A 19,981-nucleotide genomic window follows, 5' to 3' on the forward strand; every position below is an offset into this window, starting at 1 on the left:
CCGCCATGACCTTCCTTTATCCCAACGTTCTGTACGCGCTCATCCTCCCGGCCCTGCTCGCGGCGGCGGCCTGGTGGCTGTGGCGCCGCCGTTCCAGAAAATGGGAAGTGCTCATCTCCCCGGAATACCGGCAGGAGCTGGTTCACGCTCCGGCCACCTGGCACCGGGTGCTCCCCGTCATCTTTGCCGTGCTGGCTTCCATCTTCGCCATCCTCTCCATCGCGCGTCCGGTGGACGGCTACACGGAGGTAAAGGAGATTCCCAAATCGCGCAATATCCTCATCGCCATTGACTGCTCCCGCTCCATGCTCAGCAAGGACGCCTCCCCCACCCGCCTGGGAAGGGCTAAAACCGCCGCCTACGACCTGCTGGACGCCCTGCCGGGGGACAACTTCGGCATCATCATCTTCTCCGGGGACGCCGTCCTGCTCATGCCCCTTACCCATGACCACAACGCGCTGAAGGAAACCATCGAACAGCTTCAATTCGGCTGGGTCTCCCAGGGAGGCACCAATCTGGAAAACGTCGTCCGGCTGGCCCTCCAGACCTTCAAGCGGGACAAGGAGGCGGACGCCAAAAACGCCCTGGTCATCCTCAGCGACGGGGAAGACACCGTCAACATCACTTACAAGACGGCGGAAGCCGCCAGGCAGCACCAGCTCATCATCGTAACGGCGGGCATCGGCACCACCATCGGCACCACCATTCCGGATGAGCAATCCCCCTCCGGCCTGTACCGGGACCGCCGCGGCCAGCATGTCGTCTCCAAGCTCAATCCGGAAAGCCTGCAATACCTGGCCCGGCAGACGGACGGCCAGTATGTGCAGCTCTCCGACGGAGCGGCGCTGAACCGCTTCGTCAGGGACATCGCGGACCGCCTGGACATCACGGAAGGCCGGGAGGAAGTGCGCCGCGTGCCGAACGACCGCTACGTCATCTTTGCCGTTCCGGCCCTCATCTGCCTGCTCCTCACTCTTCTGGCAGGTACCCGCTGGCGCTCCTTCCGCCGTTCCGGACGCCGCGGCATGACCGCCCTGGCCGCCGCAACCCTGCTCTGCGCCGGACTGCTGGGCACGGAAGCGCGCGCGGACACGAGCGCCCTGGACAACGTCACGGACCTGATCCGGACGGGAAAGACAGAGGAAGCCGTCAAGGCCATTGATGAAATGCTCGCCGTTCCGGACCTGGCGGAAGAAACGCGCCAGGCCCTGGAATTCGCCAAAGGCTGCCTGGAACAAAAAGCGGACAACCCCAAGGAAGCCGCGGAAGCATTCTCCCAGGCGCTCCTTTCTCCCAAAGCCTCCCTTCAGGCGGATTCCCACTTCAACCTTGGCAACCTGGAAGCCGCCCAGGCCCGTAAAACCATGATCTTCTCCCGGCCGGAAGGGGAACAACCGCAGGCGCAGCCCTCTTCCATTGATGACCAGATCAAGGAAATTGACGCCCGCCTGGCAAAAATACCCGTGGCGAAAGAACACGTCAAGGAAGCCGTCAAGCGCTTTGACGACGCCCTCTCCGCCTACGGCTCCCATGAAGGAGCGGCCGCCAACAAGGAGGAAATGCTCCGTTACGACAAATCTCTGGACGAATACCGCAAGCAGTTGGAGGAATTAAAGAAGAAATTGGAAGAGGAAAAGAAAAAACAACAAGAGCAGCAGAACAAGGACCAGAACAAGGACCAGAACAAGGACCAGAACAAGGACCAGAACAAGGACCAGAACAAGGACCAGAACAAGGACCAAGACAAGGACCAAGACAAGGACCAAGACAAGGACCAAGACAAGGACCAAGACAAGGACCAAGACAAGGACCAAGACAAGGACCAAGACAAGGACCAAGACAAGGACCAAGACAAGGACCAAGACAAGGACCAAGACAAGGACCAAGACAAGGACCAAGACAAGGACCAAGACAAGGACCAAGACAAGGACCAAGACAAGGACCAAGACAAGGACCAAGACAAGGACCAAGACAAGGACCAAGACAAGGACCAAGACAAGGACCAAGACAAGGACCAAGACAAGGACCAAGACAAGGACCAAGACAAGGACCAAGACAAGGACCAAGACAAGGACCAAGACAAGGACCAAGACAAGGACCAAGACAAGGGCCAAGACAAGGACCAAGACAAGGACCAGAACAAGGACCAAGACAAGGATAACGCCGCGGGCAAGGAAAACAAGAGGGACGAAAATGAAATGAAAAACGCCCAGCTCCCCTCCTCTCCGGAAAAAGACAAGCTGCCTGAAACGCCCGGCATGGAAAAACCGCAGCCCAAGCCGCAGCCGGAAGGGGACAAGCCCGTACCGGTAGCCACGCAAAAGGAAAGCAAGGAGGAAAAGGAACGCCGGGAGGCAAGAGCCATCCTGATGGAACGCAGGGACATTGAACCCGGCTGCCCCGTTCCCCAGCGTTCGCCGGAAATTCCTCCGGACAAGGATTATTAACCCGTTCCGCCCGCATCCACGATGCCAACCCTTCAAACATATCCCGCAACATGATGAAAAAACTGCTCGCCATTCTTTCGCTCTTCTTCTGCATGACCGTCACGCTCATGGCTCAGCAGGTGGTCACCACCTGGCTGTCCGACGCCGTTGTGCCGGGAGAACAAACCCGCCTCTTCATCATCCTGACGGACGGCAGCATCGCCCGCCAGGACCCGCTTCCCAGGGTGAAGGGCGCCAGCCTGCGCTGGGTCAGCCAGGGCAACTATATCCGCTGGCCGGGGTCCCCCAACCAGTCCGCCTTCCTGATGGCTATTGAAGTAACTCCGGACGAAGTGGGCACCGTGGAAATCCCGTCCCTGACCCTGCAAGCCAACAACGGCCGCTCCTATACCACGCTTCCCCAGACGCTGACCGTCTACCCGTACAGCGCCATCAAGTGGAACACGCTGAACCTGAACGGCACTACGGTTCCGTACGGCATGCTGTGGCATGTGGACAACCAGAAGCCCTATGTCCACCAGCCGGACCGCTGCGAACTGAAAATTTATGCTCCGGAATACATTCTGGAATACACGGCGCCCACCATCACCACCTCCAACCTGGCTACATGGCGCTTTGAACCCACGCTGGTGGAATTGCTCCGCGGCCAGCCCCGCGGCTCCGTGCTCTATAAAGGCGTCAACTGGAACGTCATGACCTTCCAGAGCACTCTATTCCCGCTGCGCGCCGGGGAAGTCACGGCGGCGGGCACTGTCACGGCACGCGCCGCCCTGCCGGAAGCGGATCCCCTCATCGCCAACTTCATCCGCTCGGAGGTACTGGTGGAAATGTCCATTCCGGAAGTGAAAATCACGGCCCAGGAACTCCCGGAGGGAGCGCCCGCCTCTTTCACCAACGCCGTGGGGGACTTCCGCATCTCCGCCAGCACGGATGCCCGGGACCTCAGCGCCAATGAACCCATCACCGTTAAAATCAAGGTGACGGGCACGGGCAACATCCACAGCATTGCCTGCCCGGCCCTCACGGACGCTTCCAACTGGAAGCTTTACCCGCCCAACAAGCTGGACCCGGGCCAGAACACGCGCTCCATCCAGGGAACCGTGGAATTCCAGCAAATGATGCGCCCGATTGCCCAGACGGACGCCATCCCGCCCTTTGAACTCACCTTCTTTGACCCCAGCACGCAACAGTACAAAACCGTAACCACCTCCCCCATTCCCCTGGAATGGAAGGCCTCCGCCATCACCGGAACGGCGGCCGGCGGAGCCGCTCCCGCCACGCCGCCCCCGGCAGGCACCATTCCGGTAGCGGAAATGACGGACATTTACGGGATCATGCCCGCCGCCGTCATGAACGCCCTCACCGCTCCGGCTCACTGGGGATGGTACTTCCTGGCCTACATCCCCGCCGTCGTCCTGCTGGGCATGGCCCTGATCCGCTACATCCGGAGAGTCCAGAAGGAAAGCTTCACGGCCCGGGAACGCATGCGTTCCTTCCGGAGGCTCTCCTCCACGCCGCGCCAGGCCAGCCCCACGGAATTCCTGCGAGCCGCCGGCAACTTCATCGAATCCTACATTCCTCCTTCCAAGCAGAATGAAGAAATGAAAACCATCCTTCAGCTCCGGGATGACAGGGCGTTCAAGCCCTCCGGCTCTTCGGACGAACTGCCGCACGCGGAACGCCAGCACATGCTCCAGGCCATTAAAAAAGCCATCGCCAAGCTTCCCGTGCTCATCATGGCCGCCGTCCTGGCCCTGTCCGTGGCCGGAGCAGCCGGAAACGCCGCGGAAACGGACAACCTGGGCGTGCAGGCCTATGAACAGGGAGAATACGCCAAGGCCATTGACTACTTCAGCAGGGAAAGCAACGATACGGACCTCTCCAAGTCGGAACGCGCCTATGCCAGCTTCGGCATCGGCAACTCCTACTACCGCATGAACAAGCCCGGTCTGGCCGCCCTCAACTACCGCCGCGCGCTGGAACTCTCCCCGTACTTCACGGAAGCCAGATACAACCTGCAATTCATCGAACGCAAGGAGGGGGCCATCCTCCCCGCCAATACCACGGAAAACCAGTGGCTCACTTACATCAGCCATGATGCGCTCGGCCCCATCTCCATCCTGTCCGGCGCCGTCATGCTCACCTTCCTGGCGCTCCTGACCGTCACCCGCAGGCACGGGGCGCTGCTGACCATCCTGGCCACCCTCAGCGGACTGGTCACCGTGGCGGCCATCATGAACTACATCATGTACCCGGAAACCCCGGAATCCATCCCGGCGGACCGGCTGCTGGTCGTCACCCAGAAAACGCCCGGCAGGCACGCGGCGGACATGAACAGCCCGGCGGTCATCACCCTGCCGGAATCCACCCCGCTCATCCTGCGCGCGGAACGCGGCTCCTGGTACTACGCCAGCACCTTCCAGAACACGCCCGTCTGGATACCCAGGACGGACGCGCAGCCGCTGTAACGCTTTTTATCCCGCCCTCACCATGGGCCGCCCTTCCCGGAACACCGTATTTCCGGAAGGGCGGCCTTTTTTACGGCTGCGTTAAAACCCTCTTCGCAACCGGAAGAGGCTGGAACCAGAAAATGGCAGCACCTCTGATGCACCGTTCATGAGCGTTTTCCTCCCTTTTCCACTATGTGGCACGGAGATTTGCCGCCTTTCCCTGCTTCCTTTTCCATTTCAAGTAGAAAAAATCTCCGGAAGGTCCCCTTCCGGAGACGCACAGGCGATTCCCCGGTCTCCATGAACAAAAAAAGCCAATGCCCCATCATATCCACAGGGCACGCGTGTGTTAAAAACCGTTCGCTGGCGCCCTTCCGCCCAAGTTGACGCAAGGGCTTGCGGCGCTCCTGATGATGCGGAAAAAATCCGTGCGCCCCGTTTCGCCCGCGGGCCGGCCCGCACCATGGCTCACCAGGAATCCAGATGCACCTTCCTGCCCGGAGGCGGAAAAGCCTCGTCCAGCAAATCCACATCCTCCGCAGTCAGCTTAATGGACAAGCTCCGGTAATTCTGCTGAACATGCATGACGGAACCGGCCTTGGGGATAGCAATCATTCCGGGGCGGCGCAGAATCCAGGCCAGCGCGATCTGCACCGGGGTGGCCTCATGCTTCTGCGCAATCTCCATCAGAACCGGATTGCGGGACAGCCGCCCTTCATCCGCAGGCGAATAGGCCATCACGGGAATGTGGCGCTCCCGGCACCACGGCAGCAGGTCGTACTCCACGCCGCGATGGGCCAGATTATAAAGAATCTGGTTGGCGGCGCAGGAGACTCCCCCCGGGACGGCATAAAAACGCTCCATTTCCGGAACATCCATATTGCTGACGCCCCAGGCCTTTATCTTACCCTCCTGCTGCAGCTCAATCATGGAGGCAACCGTATCTTCAATGGGATGGGGACCGCTCCAGTGAAGCAGGAACAAATCCACGTAATCCGTCCGCAGCTTGTTCAGGCTCCGTTCGCAGGCGGCCTTGGTTCCGGTCCTGCTGGCGTTGCCGGGCAGAACCTTGGTAACCAGGAAAACACGGTCGCGCAATCCGCGGATTGCCGTTCCCACCAACTCCTCGTTGCCATACATCTCCGCCGTGTCAACCACGCTCATGCCAAGCTCAATGCCCGCACGCAGCGCCTCTACTTCTTCGGCTTCCCTCAAGGCGGATTTTCCCATCTTCCAAGTTCCCTGCCCCAGGGCGCAAACCTTCCGATGGTCCGGAAAAATTACTGAGTGTTCCATCATCAACTATTCTTTCTACCTGATCGTACAATTCCATGCTGTATAAACCTTTGACAGCATGCGAGAAAAAAAGCTCAAGAATCAGGACGTTTCCCATGGCCGCCTCATCCAACTTCTTCTCCCCTTCTCCCGGCGCGGCGCAAAACACCCCTCATTAAAACATTACTCAACATGCTACTGGTGAACGCATTTTAAAACAACCTCCCATCCCATCCGGGCATGCCGGCATCAAAAAACCCGCGCAACCGTCCTGTCATACGTGCTGCGGGGGCACCCCGCCTCCTGCCTGAAAAAATCTTTTCCGTCCCTCTTCGGCAGGAGGCCGCCCCTCCGGCACTTCCCCTCTTTCCCGTGAACTTTATCCCTCCGCTCCTTCCGGAAAAGAATTTCTCCCGGCTCTTCACAGGAACGGCAGCCGCACGGCGGGAGAGGTACTCCGAACCATTCAGGCTGAAAATTGCCGGTGCCGATAGCCCAGGCCATAACCGTCCTCCTTCCGTGTGGCGACAGTACCTTCCGGGAAAATCCGCCTCTGCGGACAACCGCAGCCGCCCCCTCTCCGTTCAGCCCTGCAAAGGTAAAATCAATCAACCGGAGTCCACGCCATTTCTTATCACGGCGCCGGCATCCGTCAACGCCTTAATCCCTCCACGGGCATTTCAACGCCGTTATTTCCCGGGATCTGCGGTTGCTCGCCCTGAATCGTCATTGCCTGATATTCCTGATGACCCGGGCCGGAACGCCGCCTACAATCGCGTTGGCCGGAACATCCCCGGTGACGACGGCTCCGGCGGCCACGATGGCATTTTCCCCCACCGTCACGCCGGGCAAAACGGTAGCCCCGGCCCCTATCCACGCCTTCCGTCCTATCACGATGGGGAGCCCATAAACATGACGGCGCAATTCCGGTTCCTCCGCGTGATTCTCCGTAATCAGCTTCACTCCCGGACCGATCAGCACGCCGTCACCAATCGTGATTCCGCCACGGTCCATGAACGTGCAGCCGCAATTCACGAACGCGTTCCTGCCGAACCGTGTAAAACGGCCGAAATCGGTATAAAAAGGCGGCACGATCCAAGTCGTTTCATCGATCAACTCCCCCGTCAATTCGCTCATGACAGCCCGCGTCTCTGCGGCATCATGGTAGCCCGCATTCAACTCTCCGGTGATGCGGAAGGCCCTCGTGATCAACTCTTCTATGACCGGGTACTCGGGATCGTCCAGCCGTATCAACTCTCCCCGGCGCATTCTTTCCAATATATCCATCTGTTTTTCTTTTCAATTCTTCAAGTGACAATATCCATGGACCATTCCGCGCCCATGGAACTACCGGGCGCCCCGGCAACGGGAAAGCGGAGAACCCTGAATAAAATCCATCCACTTACTCTTCTTGTACGCCATGGCCTTCTGCCAATGATGCAATAAAAGAGGCTCTCCCGTTCACACGGTCCCAATAAAACCTTTCCTTCCGTTCTCTAATCGTGTGCTCCGGGAACATTACCGGGAAAAAGCTTCCATGGGATACTCCCGGGCAGCACCGGCCTTACTTCAGGTTTTTACTGAAAAAATCCGTCAATTTGTCAAAAGGGATCATATTCACCCGGTCGTACAGGTCCACATGCCCGGCCCTGGGCACCCGGTAAAGCTCCTTCGGCTCGGCGGCGCGCTTGTAGGCGTCTTCGCTGAACTCCCTGGAATGAGCTTCCTCCCCGGTGATGAAAAGCAGGGCGCGGGGAGAAATCGTCTCAATATCGGAAAACGGATAGAAATTCATGAACTTCACGTTGCTGGCAAGCGTCGGATGCGTGGTAAGCTCCGGCGACTGTCCCTCCGGAGTAAACTCGCCGCGGGGAGTGCGGTAGAACTCAAAAAACTCCCGCTCAATGGGACTGGAATCTTCGCGAAGTTCATGCACAGTCCCGCCGGTATACTTGACGGGTCCGCCGGAAAACTCCACATACCGCTGCTCCGCCGCTTCCGCCAGAATCTTCTTTCTCTGACCGGGTGTCTGCGAATTCCGGAGACCGTTCCGGCTGGCAGCTCCCATGTCGTACATGCTGACGGTCGCAATGGCCTTCAGGCGGGGATCAATCTTGGCGGCGCTGATGGCAAAACTGCCGCTACCGCATATCCCGATCACGCCGATGCGGTCCCGGTCCACAAAAGGCCGCGTGCCCAAATAATCCGCGGCCGCGCTGAACGCCTCCGCATACATATCCGGAGAAACGGAATTCCTGGGTTCTCCGTCGCTCCCGCCCCAGAACGGTAAATCCAGGGCCAGTGTCACAAATCCCCGTTCCGCCATCTTCGCGGCGTACAGGTTCGCGCTCTGCTCCTTCACCGCTCCCATGGGATGGCCCACGATAATGGCGGGGCACCTGGCCTCCTTATCCATGTCCTTGGGCAGGAACAGGTTCCCGGCCACCTTCATGCGATACTGGTTATTGAACTTAACCTCCTGCTGGGAGACCCGGCCGCTCTTGTAAAAATTGTCCGCGTCCGAGGGCTTGTCCGCCGGAGAAGCCATGCTGCCGGACACGGCAAAAGCGCCCAGCGCGGTTGCCGCCAGAATTCCGGCGTTACGGGTGATGATAAATTTCGTATTCATTGGTTGTTCTTTCCTGTTTTATTGTTCCGGCGTTCCCACCGGACCCTGCCAATATTAACAGGCAGAGGAAAAAACAGGTAGCCCGGTCCTCCTGCATTATTGCCTGATCCTGCAAAATGAAACAAAATGAAGTTGCTCCCGCACCCTGCCTTGAATAACATGAAGCCTTCATGAAGGAAAAAGAAAAGGAACAGGGGGAAACGTCCGCCTCCCTGCCAACTCCTGCTTGCCGTCAACGGAAACCGCTGCGCCTTGCCGGAATGATTGCAGGCTGGACGTATGGGAAACACCAGGTGAGCACGGCCATTCCCGGGCTGGAGCTCCACCGCTGGGAATCCCCCACGGAACCGCACAGCTATATGTTTTCCCCCCATCTTTGCCTGATCGCACAAGGAACCAAGCAGATCCTGCTGGGGGACGAAGCCTACCTATATGATGCGCAAAGTTTTGTTGTTTCCTCCGTGGAGCTTCCCCTCGTCTCTAAAATCATGGAGGCCAGCCCGGAAAAACCTTACCTGGGATTGACGCTGGAACTGGATTTACAGGAAATCTCCCAACTGATGCTTCACGACAGCGTGGCCACGCGTCCGGAATGCCCCACAGACCGGGGCATCGGCATCAGCAAAATGACTCCCGCCCTGCTCAATGCAGTGGAACGCCTGATGGAACTGCTGGAAACTCCCGCGGACATCCCCGTCTTCCTTCCCCTGGTGCGGCAGGAAATCTATTACCGTCTCCTGATGGACGAACAGGGAGGGCGCCTGAGACAGATCGTCGTGGCTGAAAGCCATAGCAGCCAGATAGCAAAAGCCATTGACTGGATAAAAAAGCACTTCGACCAGCCGTTGAGCATCGGGGAACTGGCAAGCCGCGCCGGCATGAGCCCGTCCAGCTTCCACCAGCACTTCCGTACCCTCACGGCCATCAGCCCGCTTCAATTCCAGAAACGCATCCGCCTCAATGAGGCCCGCCGCCTGATGCTTGTGGAAAACATGGACGCAGGAAACGCCTCCTTCCGCGTTGGGTACGAAAGCCCTACCCAATTCAACCGGGAATACAAGCGCATGTTCGGCAACCCGCCGCGGACGGACATTAAAAGGCTGCAAACCATGCCAATCTGAGAGGTAAACGGAAGAGAGCCGTCATCCCGTTCCACTACGGATTCTTACCGTCCTTTCTTAAAATAACAGGGGAACAGACCAAACACCAAACGATACGGTTGCGGAAAATAAAGCTTTGATCTGCTCCTCTTTCAAGAAGCAGTGCATGAGCGGCTTGCGCCCCGCGCAGACATGTGGACTTTCAATTAACGCACTCGTGAGAGTGCGACTAAAGATGCTTTCACGGATAGGGCCGCCGGAACCGTTTCAATCCACGCACTCGTGAGAGTGCGACATCACCAATTCCGGCGACGCGGAAGTGATGAAAAGTTTCAATCCACGCACTCGTGAGAGTGCGACCAGGCCATATAAGCCAGGGGACTTTCATTTTCGGTTTCAATCCACGCACTCGTGAGAGTGCGACCAGGCTATCACCCTGGCGGAATACAAGCTTATCGTTTCAATCCACGCACTCGTGAGAGTGCGACGCGAGGCTGGCGCGGGCGTCGTCCACGCGTTTTTGGTTTCAATCCACGCACTCGTGAGAGTGCGACGGATGATGATAAAGCCGGATGGCTGAATACTGCTGTTTCAATCCACGCACTCGTGAGAGTGCGACCTATTATGATGGGGTGTACAAGGCGCGGGTGCGTGTTTCAATCCACGCACTCGTGAGAGTGCGACGCGCCAATATCTAAAAACAGATTATCCGATAACAGTTTCAATCCACGCACTCGTGAGAGTGCGACGGGACACGGCAAGCCGCAAAAAGTGGACGTGGAAGTTTCAATCCACGCACTCGTGAGAGTGCGACTTCCTTCACCACCTCGCGGAAATCCAGGTAGATGTTTCAATCCACGCACTCGTGAGAGTGCGACCTCCATTAATCTGAATCAGTGGGTATGGGTTATTGTTTCAATCCACGCACTCGTGAGAGTGCGACGCGGCGGATATGGCCGCATGATGCTCTCCGCAGAGTTTCAATCCACGCACTCGTGAGAGTGCGACTTTCTCCGGTGAGATATTTTTCAAGGTATTTCCTGTTTCAATCCACGCACTCGTGAGAGTGCGACCCCATCATGCGGGTGAAGGTAGGAGATAAAGTTGTTTCAATCCACGCACTCGTGAGAGTGCGACATCCCTGGCCGAGGTGATAGAAAGCCTCCGAAGGGTTTCAATCCACGCACTCGTGAGAGTGCGACCGGGAACGAAGTTGACCATGACGCCCCAAAAACGGTTTCAATCCACGCACTCGTGAGAGTGCGACCCGTCCTGGCCGAAAGAATGCCACGTCAGCACCTGTTTCAATCCACGCACTCGTGAGAGTGCGACAACTGGATAGAGCAAAAACGCCCCATGCCAAACAGTTTCAATCCACGCACTCGTGAGAGTGCGACTTGTTCTGTGAAGTGTTTAAAAAATGCCACGGCGGTTTCAATCCACGCACTCGTGAGAGTGCGACGTCCTGGTGGGTACGGCGCGGGGATTTTTACGAAGTTTCAATCCACGCACTCGTGAGAGTGCGACACCTTGAAAAAGCTTGCCAAGCGGAAAAACAAGGTTTCAATCCACGCACTCGTGAGAGTGCGACGGCAAACCGGGAACAGACGTGCATTGAAATCGCTGTTTCAATCCACGCACTCGTGAGAGTGCGACCATTATAACGCTTTAAATGCTAGCGTGTTAGGAGTTTCAATCCACGCACTCGTGAGAGTGCGACCTGGATGACATGCACCAGTTGGACGCCGTTGGAGGTTTCAATCCACGCACTCGTGAGAGTGCGACCTGGATGACATGCACCAGTTGGACGCCGTTGGAGGTTTCAATCCACGCACTCGTGAGAGTGCGACGGCCTGGACGCCTATGGCTTGAGTATCAACAGCGCAACGGGTGTTTTGCGCCAACCTCCCATGGAGGCACACATATTCCAGGCCGTAAAAAAGAGATGATAGTTGTCAAGATTAGAACCCCAACGGATTACGTAAATCGCCGGTGTCCCGGGAATTTTCTGTGAGCTTGGGGTTGGCGGAAGGGAGACCGGGAGACGCGCTTTTCATGCGTTAAAAAGCCCACATCTCCGGCAACCAGGGCCTGTGCACGATGCAGGAATATCCTAGCCTGTTCCCTCTTTCCCGTCCAGAATTTTGCAGGCCCCTCCCCGGAAACCGCCTTATTCTCTTTTCCACAAAAGAAAAGGCGCCCCGGGACTGCCGTGGTCCCGAAGCGCCCTGCGGAAAATATCCGCGGTTTACATAATGCTTTTGCGCGTCCACCTGTTCAGGCTCAACAGCCATACCAGCGCCAGGGAGACGGCGGAGGCCAGGCAGGCCAGCAACGGTATTTTCACGGCGGCGGGGAGCCCCCCCATTCCAATGAAGTTCACGAAGTCATAGGAACACTGGACAAAGAAGAAGTGGCACAGGTACACGCCGAAGGTGAGCGCCGCCACCTTGCCCAGCACCGGGCTGGGCTTGATCCTGAGCCTGCTGACGATGGCAAAGATGGCAAAGGTCATCAGGAAGACGTTGATGCCGGAGAAGTACCAGAGTACCTCAAGCTTGGAATATTGGCCGGGGAAGTGCTTCTGCGTTTCCAGGAAGCCGAAGAACGTGACGGCAAAGCCGACCAGGAAGAGGGGAACAGTGATGGCGAGCATCTTTTTCCAGCTCCAGGCCAGCGGGTATTTGGCCAGGTAATGGGCCAGCACCATGTACCCCAGGAAGCCGGCAAAGTTATAGAACATGCCGTACGGGTTCCAGTCGCAAACGCCCAGAATGCCCATGTTGCCGTAATTGCCTTCATAGCCCAGCGCCGGGGCAAGCATCTGGAGGTAGGGGAGAGTCATGCTGAATACCCAGATGCCCAGGAAGATTTTCACATCCTTCCTTTTGGCCTGCGTCAGCCACGCGCTCATGATGGGCATGAAGAGGTAGAGACCCACCAGCATGTATACGTACCACAGGGGCGTGGTGTCATAGTTGAAGTTGAAGAGAAAGGTGTAAAGCTTGCCGACGGTGGCGCTCCAGGTGTAGTTGTCCATCACGATGTTGGGGCTGGCCGTATGCACGCCCGCGGCAAAGTAGCCGAAGTAGAGCAAGGGAAGCACCAGGGACCAGACGACGAGCGGAATCAGCACCCTTTTGAGGCGCTTGGAGTAAAAAGCGCCCATTTCCATGGTGACGGGAAAGAGCAGCACGCCGGAGATCATGGCGAACAGCGGCACGCACGGCCGCACCAGACTGCCCCAGAAGACGGCGGATTTAAAGTTGAAGGTGCCGTCAAAACTGCCTACGAACGGATCGCAGCAATGGGCCACTACAACGAGAAAACAGGCCAGGATGCGCAGGAAGTCAACCCAGGCGATGTGGGTGCCGTGGGAGGTCAGTGGTTGGTTGGTGCTCATGGATGTGTGGTAGGGAAAATTGCCGCATCGTCGCGGACGTTCCAGGAAATATACCCGTTTCCCGGAAACGTTCTATCACAAAATGGGGAAAAGAAACAAAAGCGCCCAGGAACAGGCCTACGAGAGCGGAAGAAAGCCCGGGAAGAAGCTAAAAACAGCGGCAAGCCAGTCAGAAGAGGCCGCGTTTCCTGTGGATTTCAACTTTTTTGCCGCCCGAAGGGCGCAATAAACGCCGCAGGCCCTCTTCCGTGCTACTTTAACTTTTCACCGTTTGCCGGAGGGAATTTCTTGTATCCGGCAGAGTTTATCTTTTACCCAACCGGGTAAGCCCGGTTTTCCCGCCCTTGCAAGAAAAATCCCTCCGCAGGGCTTCGGCGGCAGTTCATCCAATGAAGGCCGCCCGGCCTTCATTCCCAGGAGGGCGTTTTCCGTTTGGACTGCGGGGGCATTTTCCTGCGCTGTCTTTATACTCATAATCACGCCGCCTGGGAGCCAGGGTTCAAGGCTCCCCTCACGCCCCGGCCGTCTTGAAACTGCCCGGAGGCGGGATGATGTTGCCGTAGCGGTGAACGGTTTCGGAAACGGCTTGTTCCCGGAAATAGCCCAGCAGTTCCAGGCGTCCGTTGGCAAGCACGGGCCGGTCCAGCACTTCCACATCCCGGGCGCGTGCGGCATTCGCCAGAGCCTCGGAGATGCCCGTTCCACGCAGGAATTTCACGCCCTGGGCTGCCTCCGGCATCCGGTCGATGAGTTCGGCTTCCGTCTCCACCGTCAGGGACGCATAGTAACCGTTCATTTTCTGAATCCAGGGATGGCCTTCCTCCACGCTCAGGTGCAGGGCTGCTCCGCACAGTTTCGCGCCCAGCAGCAGGATGGCGGCGTCAGCGTCAGACATGTTTTCCACACGGGCCAGTATCCCCTTCACGGGTACGTAACGGAATGTGTTGTTTTCCCCGTAGATATGGGAAGGGTCATGCTCCACGCCGAATTCCTCCATCCACCACTTGGCCTGGGAACCGGCCGCGGAACGGATGCGCTTGGCGCAGTCCGGCAGTTCGGAGCACAGCTTTTCCACCAGCCCGGTGATGCGTTCCCCCGGCGTGCGCAGTTTCTGCGGGAGCGCCTTTTCCTCCCAGCTTCCCAGCATGGTGAGGTAGTTGGGGCCGCCGGCCTTGGAGCCGGGCCCCATGGAGGAGTGGTTCCACCCGCCGAACGGCTGGCGGCGCACGATGGCGCCGGTGATGACGCGGTTGATGTACGCATTGCCCACCTGCACCTTGCTTTTCCACAGGGCGATTTCCCGTTCATCCAGGGACTGAAGTCCCCCGGTGAGGCCGAATTCGGAGTCGTTCTGGATGTCAATGGCTTCCTCCAGGTTTTCCGCACGGATGATGCCCAGCACCGGGCCGAAGCATTCCGTCTGATGGAACCAGCTTCCAGGCTTCACGCCCAACCGGATGCCGGGCGACCAGAGGCACGGGTTGTCTTCCGAGGGTTCCGGCTTGAGCAGCCATTCCTCCCCGGGTTCCAGTTGCGTGAGCGCCCGGAGCAGGTCGCCTTCCGGTTCCTTGATGAGCGGCGTCACCACGGAGCTGACCTCCCAGGAGCCCCCCACCTTCAGGCTGGCTGCGGCATCCTTCAACTGGCGCAAGAAGGCCGGGTTGTCATAGACGGAGGCCTCCACAATAGCCACGCTGGCGGCGGAGCATTTCTGCCCGGAATGGCCGAAGGCGCTTTTTACCAAATCTTTCACGGCCTGGTCCGGGTCCGCCGTGGCGGTGATGACCATGGCGTCCTTCCCGCTGGTTTCAGCCAGCACATGCAGGTCCGGCCGCAGTTCACGCAGCATTTTCCCGGTGCGGTAGGAGCCCGTCATGATGATGCCGTTCAGGCGCGGATCCATCAGGAATTTGTGGGAAATTTCATTGCGCGGCATCGGCACGAATTGAAGCACGCTCTTAGGTACCCCGGCGCGCCAGAACGCCTGGACGATCTGCCAGGCCGTATAAACGGCCAGCTCGGACGGCTTGAACACCACCGTGTTCCCCGCCATCAGCGCGGCGGCCACCCCGCCCGTGGGAATGGCGAAGGGGAAGTTCCAGGGAGACATCACGCAAACGGTACCCAGCGGGGTCATTTCCACGCCGTCGTTCATGCCGTCGCGGTCCAGCCCTTCCGCATAATAGCGGCAGAAGTCTATGGCCTCACTCACTTCCACGTCCGCCTCCGTGGGCACCTTTCCGGCGTCCCTCACCATGGCTGCAATGGCCTCCCCCCGGATTCTGGACAGCTCCTGCGCCGCCTGGTGCAGGATTTCAGCGCGTTCGCCAACGCTCTTGGACGCCCAGGAGGCGCGGGCCTTGTCCGCCGTGTCCAGCGCGTGTTCAATCTGGTCAAAGTCCGCATACGCGAATTTGTAGGAGACTTCATTGTGGCGGGACGGGTCGCGCCCCACGCCCCACAGGTTGGTCGTGATTTCCTCACCGTTGATGACCAGGGGAATTTCCTCGCCGGATTTTTCCTTTTCCGCGGCAATCAGGCCGTTGATCCATTCCGCATTCTGCCGCAGGGACCAGTCCGTATCACGCTCATTGGCAAAGGCGTCCCGGTAATGCGTGGGCTGCACGGGGTCCGTAGCGCGGTTCTGCGTACGGTTGGGGCCGTATTTCACGTCGTCCTTCTCCTGGCAGGCTTTTAAGAACCGCTTTTTTTGCGCCTCCCAGCTCCGGGAGCCCGGCGTCATGCCGAAGAGGTCATGCAGGAAGTTTTCCTCACTGGTGTTTTCATCCAGCCGCCGCACCAGGTAGGCAATCGCGCTGTGGAAGTCTTCCTTCAGCACCACAGGGGCATACAGCAGCAGGCCGTCCGCCGCCTGGCGGATGACGCGCGCCTGATGGTTCGCCATCCCCTCCAGCATTTCAAATTCCACATGGTCCCGGACGCCTTCCCGCTCACGCAGCAGCATGGCATAACACAAGTCAAACAGGTTGTGGGAGGCAACGCCGAACTGCACATATCTGGCGTTCTCCGGCATGCAGCCGTAATGGAGCATTCTCTTGTAGTTGGCGTCCACCTGGGCCTTCGTGCCGTATGGGGCCTGCGCCCAGTCATGCATGGAGGCCTCCACTTTCTCCATCGCCAGGTTGGCGCCTTTCACCAGGCGTATCTTGATGCGCGCGCCGCCCTTCTCCACCCGCTCCTTCGCCCAGGCGCACAGCTTCATTTGTTCCTCCCAGGAGTCCGGCAAATAAGCCTGGAGCACAATCCCGGCTTCCATCTGCATGAATTCATCCTCCATCAGCGTGCGCTTGAACGCTTCCGCCGTCAGGTGGAGGTCACGGTATTCCTCCATGTCCAGATTCACGAATTTGGGTCTTTTGGAGCCGTCCGGCAGTGTCACCGCATTCGTGATGGCCGCCCGGTACAGGATGCGCAGGCGCTCCTGAATCAGCTGCACGGTTTCTTCAAAGGCCACCAGATGAATCTGGCTGAAAATGGCTGAAATCTTGACGGAAATATAATCGCAGTCCTTGTCCGCCAGGCGGTCCACGACCTGCTGGAGGCGGTGGTGGGCCTCGCTTTCACCCAGAATGGCCTCTCCCAGCTGGTTGATGTTCATCCGGATGCCGGCCTTGCGCCTGCGGCGCAGGTGGGAGCGCAGTTTTCCATCCTCCGCCGGAAGAATCACGTTGGAGCTCTCCTTCCGCAACTGGCTGGTAATCATGGGCATCACTACGCCGGGAAATTGTACGGAGAATTTGTCCCCCAGCTTCATGGCGAACCGGTCCGCGGCGGACAAATAACGGGGAATACCGTAGCCGTCCAGCAGGTAGCGGAACAGCTCCGCGCCCCGCGCCGGCGAGGAAGGGCGGAACACGCGGTCCGCCAGCGCCAGCGTAAAGGCCTTGCCCGCAGGGTCGTTCATCATGCGCTCCATCTGCTCCGCCTGCTTTTTCTCCTTCCTGCGCATCCCGGCATTCGACTGTTTCAGAATGGATTCCGCCAGTTCCACAGCCTTGGCGGCCAGTTGCTGGTCAGTCCATTTGTCACGGCGCGCCGCCGCCATCATGTCCGGGATGGATGAGTCTGTCATAACGGTCCGAAGACTAGCCCCGGACAGGGGCAAAATCAAGCCAATTTGCCGGGCCCTTCCTGTGGAGAAGGGAATCACGAAGAAAAAACGCGTCCCTTGATTCCGTGACGGCAACCGGGAAGCCTTCCTGTCCGTTTCCGGAAGCTCCGGAAAACCGCATCAATCATACCGCGCGGCAGCCAGGCGAGCCCTCCTCAGCTCTTCCCGGAGCTGGTGCGCGCGCCTGCCGCAAACGCTGGCGCGGTCCATGTCCCGCACTTCCTCCAGAACGGCAACCGCCCGGTTGAAAGCCTCCTCACTCTCCGCCGTGTGGGCGTCCCGGTACAGCGCTTCTTCCAGCCGGACCCAGAGGGGATGCACCATGGAGAGCAGGATCAACTGGCGTTCTTCCACGGGAAGGGAGGGATCATCCGCCCTTTTCCGCCACGCTTCCAGGCATTTCCGGATGGAAGGGGCATCACAGGCCTGGAAGGATTCGCAGAGGAGCGCCGCCGTTTCCCGGTTTTTCTCCAGGCGGCGGGCTGCCGCGCGGGCGTTCAGAAAGGCCGGAACCGTGCAATTCAGTTTTTCCAGGCGTTTCATCGTTCCCGGATAATCCCGGAACCAGGCTTCCGCCGGCACCGGTTCCAACGCCCGGCAAATGGCGGCGGCCTCCTCCGCAGGGTCTCCACCCTTCGGAACGTCATTCACCAAAGTCACCGGGCGCACGCGCCGGGCCTTATCCGCCAGCAGGGCCGCCTTTTCCCGCAGGGATGCGGCATGCGCTCCCCCTTCCACCAAGTCAAATACACGCCCCCTGGAATCAAGCAAAACCACCGCAGGCAGCACGCGCACGCCATGCTCCGCAGCACGGAACAGGCTGCCGCCTTCTTCCCAATCCTTCACGGAGGGACGTTTGGGCACTGTGACAAACTGCACGTCACGGACATGTTCATCCAGCGCACGGCGTTCTTCCGTTCCTGGACGGAGCGCCTTCAGCCAGCGGGCTTCCGCCGCGCCGGGCTCCGCAGAACCGTACACCACCAGCACAGGCGGCGGCGGAGAAGGAGCCGCGGCGCAGGAAGCGGGGGAATCCTCCGCTTCCGCACGGCCCGGAACCGCCGTCACCAGCGCCAGGCAAACAGACGCAATAACCGCTGCAACCTTCATGAAAACTGCCGGCTTCAGGCGCGCCGGATGGTAATGCGCTTGTAACGGCCGTCGCCTTCCTCAGATTCCGTCGCAATGCCTTCCATGGATTGAAGGGCATTGTGCACCAGGCGGCGGTGGTAGGCGTTCAGCGGCTGCATCTTCATCGGCTTGCCGCTTTCCTGCACGCGTTCGGCCAGGGAACGGGCCTTTTCCAGCAGGCGGGCCTCGTTGCGTTCCCGGTAGTGATCGCAATCCACCTTCACGCGGGGTGCATCCTCCATCTTGCGCTGGATCATGCGGTTGACCAGGTACTGGAGGTCGTCCAGCCTGTCCCCGTCTCCCCCGATGATGTACTGGGAATCCGGGGAGGAAATATTCAGGCACACGATGCCGTCCGCCTCCGTTACTTCAATATCCGCGGAAAAACCCAGGGAGGCCAGAAGGCTCTTCAAACTCTGTTCAGCTATTTCTTGCACCGTCATCACTTTAATTCAATAGGAAAATGGTTCCATACCGGAAAAGCCGCTCCGCGCCATAACGGCATGAGCCTTTTTTCCAATACCCGATTGACATAAAAATCATAACCTATTTATTCCCCGCGTCTATGAAAATTTGTGGAAGTTCCGTCCCATTTCATGTACGCAGCGTACCCCCGTCCCGCTGCGCCGGAAACGCCGCTGCGCTTCTCCCTCCTATTCCGGCTTCCCCTGCTCCGCTCCTGTTTATTCCACCTCCTTCATTCCGTCCGCCCCCTGTTCCAGACGGTATTTTTTCACGGATGCCGGAATCTTTCCTCCTTCCGGATAAGTCTTTACCACCACCGTTCCGTCATCCTCCAGCCTGACGGTTCCCATTCCCGTGCGGCAGCAGCCCACCTGCTTCAGCATGGCAGAGGCGGAGATGCAGCTCTTATCGTCGTAGACATTCGGTTCTTGGGAAATGCGGAAAATGCGCATATATGAAGCTCCTGCTCCCGCTTCATGAACCAGAACCAGTTCAGGAATGCCGTCCCTGTCCAGGTCCGCCAGCCTCATGCACGGTTCCTCTGCGGGAGAACCGGCAAAGATTCCCACAATATGGGGCTGGTCCCCGTCTTCCCCGCAGAAATTCATTTCCGCCACCAGATAAATGGAATCTTCACCCGAGCCATGGGAGCGGTCGGCATAGAGATGCACGCGGCTAATCATGCCGTAGGGAATATCCGGATTTTTCGGCACTGAGAGGCTCTCCACCGGTTCCAGATGCAGGGAACGCGGAGGCTTCCCGAATGCCGTCCGCGTGTCCACGGCTACATCCCCGCGGTCTTCCGCCTGCTGCCCTGCTGCGAATGAAGCATGGACCACAGGCAGAAAAGCCATGCCAATCAAACAAGCCTTTTCCATAGATGCCATTCTCTATCATATAAACGTTTCAAGTCGAGTTCTTTTCAACGAATCTCCATCATCCCTGAACG

At 58.6% G+C, this 19,981-nt stretch carries 11 protein-coding genes and 1 CRISPR repeat array; of the genes, 3 read left to right on the top strand and 8 right to left on the bottom strand.

The features are described from left to right. Positions 1–5: 5 nt before the first annotated feature. Together J5W70_RS11910 and J5W70_RS11915 are read left to right on the top strand one after the other, a co-directional pair. A complete protein-coding gene (locus J5W70_RS11910) occupies positions 6–2,447 on the top strand; it encodes a vWA domain-containing protein (protein ID WP_215833032.1) in 2,442 nt (813 codons plus the stop codon). 50 nt (positions 2,448–2,497) lie between these two features. Continuing rightward, the gene (locus J5W70_RS11915; RefSeq protein ID WP_215832839.1) at positions 2,498–4,915 is read left to right on the top strand and encodes a tetratricopeptide repeat protein; all 2,418 of its coding nucleotides are present in this window, start codon (positions 2,498–2,500) and stop codon (positions 4,913–4,915) included. A gap of 450 nt (positions 4,916–5,365) precedes the next feature. Here J5W70_RS11915 and J5W70_RS11920 read toward each other — a convergent pair whose 3' ends face one another. The 3 genes from J5W70_RS11920 to J5W70_RS11930 all read right to left on the bottom strand — a co-directional run bounded on the left by J5W70_RS11920 (position 5,366) and on the right by J5W70_RS11930 (position 8,801). Continuing rightward, positions 5,366–6,196, bottom strand: coding sequence for an aldo/keto reductase (locus J5W70_RS11920; RefSeq protein WP_022397218.1), 831 nt, complete (start codon positions 6,194–6,196; stop codon positions 5,366–5,368). Positions 6,197–6,898: 702 nt separating this feature from the next. After that, a complete protein-coding gene (locus J5W70_RS11925; RefSeq protein WP_022397217.1) occupies positions 6,899–7,459 on the bottom strand; it encodes a sugar O-acetyltransferase in 561 nt (186 codons plus the stop codon). Positions 7,460–7,736: 277 nt separating this feature from the next. Continuing rightward, on the bottom strand, positions 7,737–8,801 hold the full coding sequence (locus tag J5W70_RS11930; RefSeq protein WP_022397216.1) for an alpha/beta hydrolase: 1,065 nt from the start codon (positions 8,799–8,801) through the stop codon (positions 7,737–7,739). A gap of 170 nt (positions 8,802–8,971) precedes the next feature. On the opposite strand from J5W70_RS11930, the gene J5W70_RS11935 reads away from it, so the two are divergent. Next, on the top strand, positions 8,972–9,922 hold the full coding sequence (locus J5W70_RS11935) for an AraC family transcriptional regulator (RefSeq protein WP_022397215.1): 951 nt from the start codon (positions 8,972–8,974) through the stop codon (positions 9,920–9,922). Positions 9,923–10,100: 178 nt separating this feature from the next. Continuing rightward, positions 10,101–11,751: direct repeats of the CRISPR family, unit length 31 nt; unit sequence GTTTCAATCCACGCACTCGTGAGAGTGCGAC. 398 nt (positions 11,752–12,149) lie between these two features. Here J5W70_RS11935 and J5W70_RS11940 read toward each other — a convergent pair. The 5 genes from J5W70_RS11940 to J5W70_RS11960 form a co-directional block, all read right to left on the bottom strand. After that, the gene (locus J5W70_RS11940; RefSeq protein WP_022395957.1) at positions 12,150–13,304 is read right to left on the bottom strand and encodes an acyltransferase; all 1,155 of its coding nucleotides are present in this window, start codon (positions 13,302–13,304) and stop codon (positions 12,150–12,152) included. A gap of 511 nt (positions 13,305–13,815) precedes the next feature. Continuing rightward, the gene (locus tag J5W70_RS11945) at positions 13,816–17,397 is read right to left on the bottom strand and encodes a bifunctional proline dehydrogenase/L-glutamate gamma-semialdehyde dehydrogenase (protein ID WP_022395958.1); all 3,582 of its coding nucleotides are present in this window, start codon (positions 17,395–17,397) and stop codon (positions 13,816–13,818) included. 159 nt (positions 17,398–17,556) lie between these two features. Continuing rightward, positions 17,557–18,546, bottom strand: coding sequence for a hypothetical protein (locus J5W70_RS11950; RefSeq protein ID WP_022395959.1), 990 nt, complete (start codon positions 18,544–18,546; stop codon positions 17,557–17,559). Positions 18,547–18,560: 14 nt separating this feature from the next. Next, positions 18,561–19,010: a Jag family protein gene (locus J5W70_RS11955; protein WP_022395960.1), complete on the bottom strand. Its 450-nt coding sequence runs from the start codon at positions 19,008–19,010 to the stop codon at positions 18,561–18,563. Between the two features lie 240 nt (positions 19,011–19,250). Continuing rightward, the gene (locus J5W70_RS11960) at positions 19,251–19,886 is read right to left on the bottom strand and encodes a hypothetical protein (RefSeq protein WP_102731317.1); all 636 of its coding nucleotides are present in this window, start codon (positions 19,884–19,886) and stop codon (positions 19,251–19,253) included. Between the last annotated feature and the right edge of the window lie 95 nt (positions 19,887–19,981).

It is taken from the genome of Akkermansia massiliensis, from assembly GCF_018847375.1.
GTDB lineage: Bacteria > Verrucomicrobiota > Verrucomicrobiia > Verrucomicrobiales > Akkermansiaceae > Akkermansia > Akkermansia massiliensis.